Here is an 11,079-nt window from a genome sequence, read left to right as displayed (position 1 = left end):
GGACGCAACGCCAGGCCGGGGCGGGACGCAACGCCAGGCCGGGGCGGGACGCAACGCCAGGCCGGGGCGGGACGCAACGCCAGGCCGGGGCGGGACGCCGGGCCGGGGCGGGACGGGACGCCGGGCCGGGGCGGGACGGGACGCCGGGCCGGGGCGGCTGCCTTCCCCGCACCCCGGGCACCCCTGCCGTGCGGGAAGGCGCACCCCGTGCGGGAAGGCTCTCGCGGCGGGCCGCTTTCAGGACGCGAGGAGGCCGGTGTGCTCGGCGTAGAGGGCGGCCTGGGTGCGGTCCGCGGCGCCGGTCTTGACGTAGATGCTGCTGAGATGGTTCTTCACCGTCTTCTCCGATATGCCGAGCCTGCGGGCGATCAGCCGGTTGCTCAGCCCCCACGCCAGCAGGCGCAGCACCTCGTGCTCGCGCACGGTGAGGGCACCCCGGCCCGCCGGCACCCCCTCACCGGGGACCAGGGCCGGCACCGCCGGCGGCGCCGCCTGCCCCAAGCCCCTCAGCGCCGCCCGCCCGGCACCGCTCAGGCCCGTGTGCCGGGCATACAGGGCGGCCTGGGTCCGGCCCGCCACGCCGGCCTTGACGTAGATGCTGCTGAGATGGTTCTTCACCGTCTTCTCCGATATACCGAGCCTGCGGGCGATCAGCCGGTTGCTCAGCCCCCACGCCAGCAGACCCAGCACGTCCGACTCCCGGCCGGTGATGGCCGCCTCCGGTGCTTCCTCCACGTCCCAACCTCCCCCTCGCTCCCCCCGCACGGCGCGGGAAGACGTCCGGCGGGAACGTCACCGGGCCACAGCCGGCCCGCCAGCGGCCACCCGGCCGCCGACCGGCCGCCCCGAGAAGACGGGACAGGATCCCGGTGCGACATTCCCCGTGCCAGGGACGCTAGGCCGCCCGGCCGCCCGGGCCGGCGCCGCTACGACTTCCGGCACACGCCCGCGCACCCAAAGACACATCCGGCCCCGCACCACCGTTGCGGCCCCGCCCCCACCCCCATATAATTCCTTCGCAAAGGTTTTTTTCTGAGGGGGCGGGATGCAGGACAGGGCTCAACGGACCCGCGAACGCATCCTGGACGCGGCCGCCGAGGAATTCGCCGCCCACGGCCCCGACAGCACCACCCTGCAGGCCGTCGCCGACCGCGTCGGCATGACCAAAGGCGCGGTCTACGGACACTTCACCTCCAAACAGGCCGTCGCGGCCGCGCTCGAGGCACACGGCGCCCTGACCCTGTCCGCGCTGCACCCCGACCCCACCGCACCCGACCCGGTGGACACACTGCGCCGGCTCGTGGCCGGCCTCGGCGCACAGCTGCAGTCCGACATCCGGCTGCGCGCCGCCCTGCGGCTGCGGGCCTCCGGGCCCGCCCCGCACCCCGCCACCGCCCTGTCCGACCTGCTCCGGCACACCAGCCGCACCGTCCAGGCCGCCCAGGACAACGGAACAGTCGCCTCCACCCACCCGCCGCACCTGATCGCCGGATGCCTGCTCACCCTCGCCTGCGCCGGCGCCGGCGCCGACGCCCCCGAAGAACTGCGCCCCCGCCCCAGCGACACCGGCCAGGTCACCGACATCGCCCTCACCCTCCTCGACGCCCGATGACAGGCCCTCACCACCACGCAGACCCCCTCACACCAGGCACGCCGGCCACCCGCCCGGCCCGGGAAACAGGAGCACCCGCCGCCATGCCCCCCCTCCCCATACGAGTGGTGATCGCAGACGAGCAGAGCCTGCTGCGCGAGACCCTGAGCACACTGCTCGACACCGAACCCGGCGTCCGGGTCGTCGGCCAGACAGGCCACGCCGCAGACCTCCTCCCCCTGGTCACCCGCACCCGCCCCGACCTCGTCGTCCTCGACATCCACATGACCCCCGCCCCCAACCGCGCCCCCCTCCTCACCCGCCTCCTGCACGGCACCCCCGCCTGCCACGTCCTCGTCCTCTCCACCCTCGACCACCCCCGCCCCATCCAGCACCTCCTCGACCTCGGCATCCACGGCTACCTCCACAAAAGCACCGGCTACCACGCCCTCATCCAAGCCGTCCACGCCCAGCACACCCCCCACCCCCACCAGACCGTCACCCTCCCCCGCCCCCTCCCCCCACCCCGCACCCTCCACCCCACCAACCCTGACAACCCCACCAACCCCACCAGCCCTGACGGCCCCACCAGCCCTGACGGCCCCACCAGCCCTTCCGGACCTGCCAGCCCTTCCGGACCTGCCAGCCCTTCCGGACCTGACGGCCCGAACCACCCCACCAGCCCTGACCGCACACCAGGACTCTCCGCACGCGAAACAGAAATCCTCACCCACACCGCAGCAGCCCTCAGCAACCGCCAGATCGCCACACGCCTCGGCATCACCGAAGGCACCGTCAAACGCCACCTCAGCAACATCTTCACCAAACTCAACGCCGTCAGCCGCCTCGACGCCGTCAACAAAGCCACCACCCACCACCTCATCCACCCCCACACCCACACCACCCCCACCCACACCCACACCCACACCCACACCCACACCCCCCACCTGCGCATAGCCACATGAACCAAACACCCCCAGCCACCCCCCAGCCACCCCCGCGCACCCCCAGCCCAGCCCGAACAGACCCCCCGCATCCTGCCCCGCCCCACCAGCACACCCCGCCCGATCAGCACACCCCCCTCAGCCCGGCCACACCATCCAGGCAGTGAAAACCACCAAGCCCCCCCACCCACAGCACACCCACCGGGCCCCCCACCAAAGAGAGCCAGCCATCCGGCGGTGCGGGGCGCCACGCCGGTCCGTGGAGGAAGAACGCTGGGTTACGAAGATCATCCGTACCCGGGCCACCGGTCAGCCGGTTCTCACCCCCGAACGACCCGGGATGCGGCCCGGCCCCGAGGAGTCACAGATCCGACGTGCCCTCACGTGGCGCACCGAACACAGCCCGCCGGGCCGCACCGACGTCACCGGAGAGTGCGGTCGATACGTCAACGTGGTGGACGGCGGCCGGCGCGTTCTGGGGACGTCAGAAGCTGTACGGGCCGAAGCGGCCCCAGGCGATCAGGGCCAGCAGGGTTATGTAGACGACGTTCACGGCGGCGAGCTGGGTCTCGGACCGGCGCAGGTGGACCACCGAACCGCCGACCGCGAGCGCCGTCCCGCCGAGCGCCGCCCAGGGAACCAGCATCGGGGCGATGTCCGTGGCACCCGGCAGGACCAGGCCGAAGCCGGCCAGCGCATCCAGGACGCCGATCGCCTTCACGCTCGAGTCGGAGAACTCCTCGACCCAGCCGAAGGTGGCCGCGAGTCCGGTCCTGCTCCGGAAGATCTTCATGGCGCCCACGGCGAGGAGGACGGCGGCGAGGAAGGACTGGACAACCCACAACAGGATGTTCACGGAGCACTCCGAAGGAATGCAAAGGGAAATGAGGTCCAAATTTGGACAACCGGAGGCTAGCATGATGTTACAGATTTAAACCATGGGGACCGTCTCGACCGCCTGGCCGGCCTGAGCGGCCATGCGGCGCAGCCACATGTGGGCCGGCTCCCGCTCATGCAAGGGGTGCTACCACAGGGACTCCACCAAGTGGCCGATCTCGAAGGCGGTCCGGACGGCGGTGACCGGTTGTCCGGAGACGGCGGGGACCACGACCCGTTCGGGCATCAGGCCGATCCGGTCGCTCCCCGCGACCAGGTGGGGAATGGCCAGGAAGCTCTCCGTGACGATCTCCGCGTGCGGTTCGATGCCCTCGGCGTGCAGGCCGTTCAGCGGGGAGAAGACCGGCGACGGGTGACGGCAGGGCAGCACCCAAGGACGGTGCGCCAGCTCCTCCCGCCCGAGGACGGCCGGGGCGCGGTCGGCGGAGACCACTCATCCCCGCCGACCGCCAGGCCCAGCTGCGCGGCGAGCCGGCCGCGAGCATCCGCCTGCACAGCGTCCCGGAACCCGGGGACCCGGTCATGTGCAGCGACCAGGAAGGGCTGGAGTTCATCGAGAACATGATCCACAACCTGCCCAGCTTCCGGAACGAGATCACCATCTCCACCCTCGACCGCATCTTTAGATGGAGGTGCGCACCTACGCCGAACGCATCACCGCCCCGGTCCTGATGATCCTCGCCTCCAAGGACCGTCGCCCCCGACATAGGCGCCGAGTTCGGGGTCCGCCGTGATCGCGGCCAGGTCGGGTGCCCCCGGCGCGATCCACAGTCCCCCGATCAGGGGGCCGAATCCGGCCCAGGTGCGCTGGGAGCGCAGGTCGTGCCGGTGAGCGCTGCCCTCGGGCAGGGAGAAGGCGAGGAGAGTCCAGGTGCCGTCCCGGTCGCTGTTGACGGCTCCTTGTTTCACCAGGCGCTGACTTCCGCCGCGGAGGATGGCCGTCGCCCGGTCGGTGAGGCCGACGTACGTACGGCGTCCCGCGCGACGGCGCTTCAGGAGACCGCGGTCCACCATGCGGCTGAGGGTCGAACGGGCGGCGCGTTCACCCACTCCCACGCGTCGAGGACCTCGATGATGCTCCCGGAGTACACGCAGACGTCGCCGCGGAGGACGTAGTTGCCGAGGTCAACAATCGGGGATCGTGAGCCATCGCCCGCAACACTCAGGCGGTCGCGGTCGCCCGCGCGGCCATCGCCACGGCGGTCGCACCCGTGCTCGGTCCGGCCACCAGGCCTACGGCGCTCTGGCCACCATGGGGGTCCTGAACGGGATCACCAGCGACACCGACAGCGGCCACCGTCTGCGGATGACCGGCGCATGCCGAAGGGGCGGCGGCCTCCACGGGAAGCGCGGACCATGTTTCGCGGGCGTTCGAGCGGGGCGCCGGTCAGTCCCTGGCCGGAAGTACCAGGCGGAACGTGCACCCAGGGCCCGCTCCGGTGTCGAGTTCCAGGCGACCGCCGTGGCCCCGGGCGATCGCCGTGGCGATGGCGAGGCCGAGCCCGCTGCCGCCGTGGTCACGGGAGCGGGAAGGGTCCACGCGGTAGAAGCGCTCGAAGACCCGCTCGGCCTCCTGCGGCGGCAGTCCCGGCCCCTGGTCGGCGACTTCGATCACGCAGATCGGCGTGCCCGTGGTCAGCGGCGGTGAGCCGCCGACCCGGCCGGGGCGGTCGGTGCCTCCTGTCGTCTCCCCCACGCGAGCCGTACCCACCCGTACGTCGACCGCAGTGCCCGGCGGCGTGTGGACGAGCGCGTTGGACAGCAGGTTGTTCACCACCTGGAGCAGACGGTCCGGATCCCCCGCCGTCTCCACCACCTCCAGTTCGCCGTCCCCGCCCTTCGCGTCGAGCGGGCTGAGGGTCACCTGGCGCTCGCCCCCGCTCCGTACGGCCGCCGCGCTCACCGCGTCGGCCGCGAGGGACAGCAGGTCGACGGGGACCGTGCGGTAGCTCGGCTCCTGGTCGAGGGTGGCCAGCAGGAGCAGGTCGTCCACGAGGTGGTTCATGCGCTCGGCATTACTGGCGATCTGTTCGTCGGCCTCCCGGCGCTGTGCGGCGGGGCGGTCCGGATGGCTCAGGGCCAATTGGGCGAAGCCCTGGACGGTGGTGAGGGGCGTGCGCAGCTCATGTCCGGCGTCGGCGACGAAGCGACGCAGCCGGGCCTCCGAGAACTCACGTTGCCGCAGAGCCTGTTGGAGGCGGTCAAGCATGTCGTTCAGTACGGCTCCGAGGCGGCCGGTCTCGGTGCGTGGGTCGGTGTCGGGCAGCCGCACGCGCAGATCTCCCGCGGTGATGTCCTGAGCCGTGTGCTCCATCCGGGTCAGCGGAAGGAGGCCGAGGCGGACGACCCACCGGCCGACGGCGATCAGCCCGATCACGGTCACGGCGAAGACGGCCACGTTGAGGGCGAGCAGTTTCGACGTGGCGCCCTCCACGGTGTCGAGAGGCAGGGCGACTACGAAGGTGGTGCCGCCGCGCTCGGCGTCCTTCCACAGCACCCGCCAGTGACCGTCGCCGAACTCGGCCGGGACGGTGGCTTGACGCGCCTTTTCCAGGTGGAGTCGGCTGGTGCTCGGCGGGAGCGCCGGACCCGGCTTCTTACCGCCGCCGAGGGTTCCCCGCTCCTCGCCCGAGGCATCGTAGAAAGTGATCCGGAAGTCCGAGGGCAGGGTGGCGGAGTCCGTGGGCGGCCTGGTGGGCAGCCCGGCCCCGTCGGCGAGGGCGCGGTTCGGGAGGATGAACTCGGTCAGCTGCTGGTCGACCCGGTCGAGCAGCCAGGAACGCAGCACCAGGAACCCGATGGCCTGTGCGGTGAGGACCGCGGCCGCGGCGAGCAGGGTGACGCCCCACACCAGTCGGCCGCGCAGCGACCGGGGTCGGCCGCGGATCATCGGTCCGTCCCGGGGCGAGGCAGCCGCAGACAGTAGCCCACGCCGCGCACGGTGTGCAGCAGGGGCGGGTCGAAGCGGTCGATCTTGCGGCGCAGGTACTTGACGTACGTCTCCACGATGCGGCCGTCGCCGGCGAAGTCGTACCCCCACACATGGTCGAGGATCTTGGTCTTGCTCAGTACCCGGTTGGCGTTCTCCATGAGGTAGGTGAGCAGGTTGAACTCGGTCGGGGACAGCGGGATGTACTCGCCGGCCCGGTGCACCTCATGGGCGTTCTCGTCCAGTTCGAGGTCGGCGAAGCGGAGGGTTCCGCTGTCGGCGCTCTCCGCGTCGGAGGGGTGTTCGGGGTCCGTCCGGCGCAGGATGGCGCGGATGCGCAACAGCACCTCCTCGATGCTGAACGGCTTGGTCACATAGTCGTCGCCGCCCGCGGCGAGGCCCGCGATGCGGTCGGCGACCTCACCGCGGGCCGTGAGGAACAGCACCGGCGTCCGCACACCCGCGGCACGCAGGCTGCGGGTGACCTCGTAGCCGTCCAGGTCGGGCAGCATCACGTCCAGCAGGACGAGGTCGGGGCGCAGCCCCTCGATGTCCTGCAGGGCTTCCCGCCCGGTGGCGGCGCTGGCGACCGCGTGGCCGGACAGCCGCAGCGCCGATTCCAGCAGCATGCGGATACCGGGGTCGTCCTCGACCACCAGAAGCCGGTACGGGGCCGGGGCGGCGGGCGGTTCGGGCATCGTGCGCAGTCGTCCGTTCTGCCGCTGCTGCTACTTGGCGGCGCAGTCGTACAAGGTCGTCGTACCGGTGCGGCCCATGATGCCGCCTGCGGCCGATCCGCTGCCGTCCGGGCTGCTGGTGCCGGAGCTGCTGGTGCCGCCGTACTTCTTGGCGGGCACCTTGGCGCAGTGTTTGCTGATCCATGTCGACCGCTGGGAGGCCACGCCATTCTTGCCGCCCATCATGGCGCCGATGCCGCCGGAAGAGCCGGAGCCGAGTATGTAGCGCAGTTCGCCGTCCTTGGTCCACTTCTGCAGTTGCCGCACGGAGGGTGCGTCGTCGGTGCCGGAGAAGCCGCCCATGCCGATGACCGTGGTGTCGCTGCTGAGGATGAACGCGGCCGCACTCTGGGCTCCCCCGTCGATCGCGAGAGTGATGCGGGCGCCGTCGGAGTGCTCGGTGGCGAAGTCGAGGATCTTGCGCTGGTCGGAGGTGAGCGTCGTAGCACCGCCCAGGCGACCGAAACCGCCTGGGCCGGTCGAGCCGCTGCCGGCCCCGGGGAAGGAGGGCATGGAGCCTCCTGCTGCGGAGCCCGAGCCGCCGTCACTCGCGCCAGGGAGCCCGGGCAAGCCTGTGGGCATTCCCGAGGGCATGCCGCCGGGCATGCCGGACCGGCCTCCGCCGAGGCCCTCGGGCAACGCGCCGCCGGTCCCTCGGCCGAACGACATGGTCGCCGGCCCCGCTGCCGGGTTGCCTCCGGCCATCGGCGACCCGGACCCGCCGGTCGTCACACTCACCGCCCAGACGGCAGGCGCGAGCAGCACCGCCACCAGCGCACCGCCCAGGGCGGCCGGAACCAGCCGGGCCGCCGACCCCGCAGCCGTCAGCAGCCCGGCGGCGATCAGCCCGAGCAGGAGCACGACCCAGGCCAGCCACCCGTGCCAGGACGGCTCCCGGCGGATCACGACCACGGCCCAGACCATGGTCACCAGTACGGTCCCGGCGCCGACGGGCAGCGCCCAGCGCGCCCCGGCCCGATGCGCCCGGACCAGCGCGGTCACCAGCCCGGCAGTCAACGCGGCTACAGCGGGAGCCAGTTGGGTGGTGTAGTACGGGTGGAAGATCCCCTCCTGGGTGGAGAACACCAGCCCGCACACCACCAGCCAGGTCCCCCACAGCACCCATCCGGAGCCCGCCAGGGCCTCCCCCGCCGAGCCGGCGCCCTGTCGGCGGCGCAGTACCGCTCCGGCCACCGCGACGATCAGTGCCACGGCACTCACCGGCAGGAGCCAGCTGATCTGCCCCGCGTTCTGGTCGTTGAACAGCCTCAGCAGCCCGGCCTCGCCGCCGAAGGCGCCGCCGATGTTGCCCATGCCTCCGCCTGCGCCGGCACTTTCGCCGAAGATCCGGCCGAAGCCGTTGTAGCCGGTCACCAGGTCCCAGGCCCCGCCGTCGGTGCTGCCGCCGATGAACGGCTTCTGACCCGGCCACCAGGCGACCATCGCCACCCACCACAGCGAGGACACCGCGCACACGGCACCGGCGATCAGCAGCCGCCCGGTCCGCGCGAGCCAGGTCCCCCGCGCACCCACCAGCCAGGCCGCCGCGAGCGCCGGCAGCACCATCCAGGCCGCCATCATCTTCGTGAGGAACCCACAGCCGACCAGGAACCCGCTCGCGCACAGCCACCAGGTGGAGTGCCGGCCCGAGTCGGTCTGCAGGGCACGGGTCAGCGCGTAGGCGGCGGCGACCAGGAACAGCACCAGCAGCGTGTCGGGGTTGTTGTCTCGGTTGATGGCGACGGTGATCGGGGTCAGTGTCATCACCAGGGCCGCGAGCAGCGCCGCGCCCTCGCCCGCCCAGCGCCTGACCGTATGGTGCAGCACGAAGACGGCGGCGACGCCCTCCACCACCTGTGGCAGGAGCAGCGCCCACCCGTGCATCCCGAAGATCTTGCTGCTGACGACCTGCGGCCAGAGCGCCGCCGGCGGCTTGTCGACCGTGACGACTCCGGCCGGGTCGAAGGAGCCGAACAGGAAGTTCGTCCAGTCGCGGCCCATCGACTTCACCGCGGCCGAGTAGTAGCTGTTGGCCCAGCCGAGGGAGCCGAGGGCCCAGCCGTACAGCAGCGCGGACAGGAGCAGGGTCGCGCCCAGGGCCGCGGAGGCCGCCCAGCCTGGCAGGGCACGCCCGGTGACGCGGAGACGCAGGACGGAGGTCGCATGCGCCTCGGTGGTGGAGGTCATGTGGGGGTTCGCTCTCGGGGAGTAGGGGGTCATCGAGTGCGGCGGCGGAAGACGGCCAGTCGCAGCACCAGGAAGCGCAGGGCGGTGACCAGGACCGAGGAGGCGGCGAGCACGAGTGTCTCGGCGGCCGCCGAGGCGTCCGGCACCGCGTCGCGGAACACCAGTACCGCCGCCGAGGTGACGAGGTAGCCGACGACGAACAGGGCACCGGCACCCAGGTGCGCCCGCCCTGCTCCGACACCGTCCGCCAAGTAGCGGAAGGTCAGGCGGCGGTTGGCCTCGGTGTTCAGCAGAGTGAGTACGAGGAGCGAGACGAAGTTGGCCGCGGCAGGCGGCCACCAGCCGCGCAGCAACCAGTACAGCAGGGCCTGTCCGGCGGTCGAGGCGATGCCGATGAGAACGAAACAGCCTATCTGCCAGGCGAGTTGGGATCGGACGGCGTCCGGTGCCAGGACAGCGTCCGGGTGCTCGGCGGCCGGCTCGGGACGGCGAGGGACCGGGAGGCGGGCGGCGCCCGACGCCTTGAGCCTGGCCATGCGCCACAGGCCCTTGAGGTCGTCGGTGGCCGTGCCGACCACGTCCACCCGGGTGTCGACGTCCTCCACCCAGTCCACGGGGACCTCGTGGATGCGCAGGCCGTTGTGCTCGGCGAGCAGCAGCAGCTCGGTGTCGAAGAACCAGGCATCGTCCTCGGTCCTGGCCAGCAGCGGGCGCAGCACGTCGGTGCGGGCCGCCTTGAACCCGCACTGGGCGTCGCTGAAGCGGGCGCCATGACTGAGCCGGATCAACGCGTTGTAGCAGCGGGAGATCAGCTCGCGGCGCGGGCCACGCACGGTGCGGGCACCGGGGGCGAGGCGGCTGCCTATGGCGAGGTCGGAGTGACCGCTGGCCAGCGGGGCGATCAGCGGGAGCAGTCCGTCCAGGCCGGTGGACAGGTCGACGTCCATGTAGACGACGATGTCGGCCTCGCTCATGGACCAGACGGTGCGCAGCGCCAGGCCACGGCCCTTGCGCTCCAGGTGGATGACGCCCACACCGGACAGTTCCTCGGACAACTCGCGGGCCACAGCGAGGGTGCGGTCGACACTGGCGTTGTCCGCCACGGTGATCCGCCAGGGGTAGGGCAACTGGTCGCGCAGTCGGGCGTGGAGGGTGCGGATGCAGCCGGGCAGGGCCCGTTCCTCGTTGTAGACGGGGATGACGATCTCGACGGTCGGCGTGTGCGTAGCGGTCGAACCAGGGACGTCCGCCCGTGGCGCCGGCTGGAAAGGCCGGGCCGTGGGCGGACTGCTGCTGGTATGCGTCATGGATTCCTCGGGCGGTGGGGGTCGGTGGGGCGGCTCCCGTTCGCGCCCACGCCTCGTGGTGCGCGGGGTCGACTCTGACCGGCGTGCCAGGGGAAACGCGGGGAGAAAGCTGGGAGTCGACGGGGAGTCCGCTGTCAATCCGCCGCCGGCAGGCGGCGGAGGACGTCGCCGATCCTTGCCCTGCGACCTGGGAGGCCAAGGTCAGCAACCTGGGAAGCCGCCGAGAGGATGCTGTGGAACGACCACCGGCACCTCTGCGCACACCGAAGCGCTCTCTCACCTCGCAGAACCCGGAGGCGAGTCCCCGAAGCCGTGGCGAGCAGGCCGTTGACCACCACTCGCGCCGACGATTCCGCCGTGGCCGCCTGCTGGTGCGGCGAGGCAGCCCAGGTGTGCTGTCCGGGGAGGTTGGTGACGCGGCCGGCTGGTGGTTGGCCGACCGTTCCACTTCACCGGCCACCTGGGGCCCGCGTGCACTAGACGGCGG

10 protein-coding genes are annotated in these 11,079 nt (G+C 71.8%); 2 read left to right on the top strand and 8 right to left on the bottom strand.

Annotated elements, in window-relative coordinates; genetic code table 11:
- Positions 1-237 precede the first annotated feature (237 nt).
- Positions 238-735 (bottom strand): LuxR C-terminal-related transcriptional regulator, encoded by a 498-nt coding sequence (locus AB0M11_RS16885; RefSeq protein WP_365705999.1) that lies wholly within the window; start codon positions 733-735, stop codon positions 238-240.
- Between the two features lie 310 nt (positions 736-1,045).
- Here AB0M11_RS16885 and AB0M11_RS16880 point away from each other — a divergent pair, with 310 nt between their 5' ends.
- Positions 1,046-1,612, top strand: a complete 567-nt coding sequence (locus AB0M11_RS16880; RefSeq protein ID WP_365705997.1) for a helix-turn-helix domain-containing protein — start codon at positions 1,046-1,048, stop codon at positions 1,610-1,612.
- Between the two features lie 83 nt (positions 1,613-1,695).
- Positions 1,696-2,556, top strand: a complete 861-nt coding sequence (locus AB0M11_RS16875; RefSeq protein ID WP_365705994.1) for a LuxR C-terminal-related transcriptional regulator — start codon at positions 1,696-1,698, stop codon at positions 2,554-2,556.
- A 463-nt stretch (positions 2,557-3,019) separates the two neighbouring features.
- Here AB0M11_RS16875 and AB0M11_RS16870 read toward each other — a convergent pair whose 3' ends face one another.
- From AB0M11_RS16870 to AB0M11_RS16840, 7 genes are all read right to left on the bottom strand, one after another.
- Positions 3,020-3,391, bottom strand: coding sequence for a DoxX family protein (locus tag AB0M11_RS16870; protein WP_365705992.1), 372 nt, complete (start codon positions 3,389-3,391; stop codon positions 3,020-3,022).
- Positions 3,392-3,559: 168 nt separating this feature from the next.
- Entirely contained in the window at positions 3,560-3,865 is a 306-nt protein-coding gene (locus AB0M11_RS16865) for a LysR substrate-binding domain-containing protein (RefSeq protein ID WP_365705990.1), read from the bottom strand.
- 221 nt (positions 3,866-4,086) lie between these two features.
- Positions 4,087-4,446, bottom strand: a complete 360-nt coding sequence (locus AB0M11_RS16860) for a hypothetical protein (RefSeq protein ID WP_365705988.1) — start codon at positions 4,444-4,446, stop codon at positions 4,087-4,089.
- A 373-nt stretch (positions 4,447-4,819) separates the two neighbouring features.
- The gene (locus tag AB0M11_RS16855) at positions 4,820-6,322 is read right to left on the bottom strand and encodes an ATP-binding protein (protein ID WP_365705986.1); all 1,503 of its coding nucleotides are present in this window, start codon (positions 6,320-6,322) and stop codon (positions 4,820-4,822) included.
- Positions 6,319-7,059, bottom strand: coding sequence for a response regulator transcription factor (locus AB0M11_RS16850; RefSeq protein WP_365705984.1), 741 nt, complete (start codon positions 7,057-7,059; stop codon positions 6,319-6,321). Before AB0M11_RS16850 ends, AB0M11_RS16855 begins: the two co-directional genes overlap by 4 nt.
- Positions 7,060-7,089: 30 nt before the next feature.
- The gene (locus AB0M11_RS16845) at positions 7,090-9,285 is read right to left on the bottom strand and encodes a glycosyltransferase family 39 protein (protein ID WP_365705982.1); all 2,196 of its coding nucleotides are present in this window, start codon (positions 9,283-9,285) and stop codon (positions 7,090-7,092) included.
- A gap of 29 nt (positions 9,286-9,314) precedes the next feature.
- Positions 9,315-10,592: a bifunctional glycosyltransferase family 2/GtrA family protein gene (locus tag AB0M11_RS16840; RefSeq protein ID WP_365705980.1), complete on the bottom strand. Its 1,278-nt coding sequence runs from the start codon at positions 10,590-10,592 to the stop codon at positions 9,315-9,317.
- Between the last annotated feature and the right edge of the window lie 487 nt (positions 10,593-11,079).

It is taken from the genome of Streptomyces sp. NPDC051987 (assembly GCF_040680735.1).
GTDB lineage: Bacteria > Actinomycetota > Actinomycetes > Streptomycetales > Streptomycetaceae > Streptomyces.
This window is presented reverse-complemented; position numbering and strand designations above follow the sequence as displayed.

Excerpts from the sequence above, each read along its gene's own strand:
- AB0M11_RS16860 (WP_365705988.1), bottom strand. The coding sequence starts at position 4,446 with ATGGTGGACCGCGGTCTCCTGAAGCGCCGTCGCGCGGGACGCCGTACG.
- AB0M11_RS16845 (WP_365705982.1), bottom strand. The coding sequence starts at position 9,285 with ATGACCTCCACCACCGAGGCGCATGCGACCTCCGTCCTGCGTCTCCGC.
- AB0M11_RS16880 (WP_365705997.1), top strand. The coding sequence starts at position 1,046 with ATGCAGGACAGGGCTCAACGGACCCGCGAACGCATCCTGGACGCGGCC.
- AB0M11_RS16850 (WP_365705984.1), bottom strand. The coding sequence starts at position 7,059 with ATGCCCGAACCGCCCGCCGCCCCGGCCCCGTACCGGCTTCTGGTGGTC.
- AB0M11_RS16840 (WP_365705980.1), bottom strand. The coding sequence starts at position 10,592 with ATGACGCATACCAGCAGCAGTCCGCCCACGGCCCGGCCTTTCCAGCCG.
- AB0M11_RS16855 (WP_365705986.1), bottom strand. The coding sequence starts at position 6,322 with ATGATCCGCGGCCGACCCCGGTCGCTGCGCGGCCGACTGGTGTGGGGC.
- AB0M11_RS16875 (WP_365705994.1), top strand. The coding sequence starts at position 1,696 with ATGCCCCCCCTCCCCATACGAGTGGTGATCGCAGACGAGCAGAGCCTG.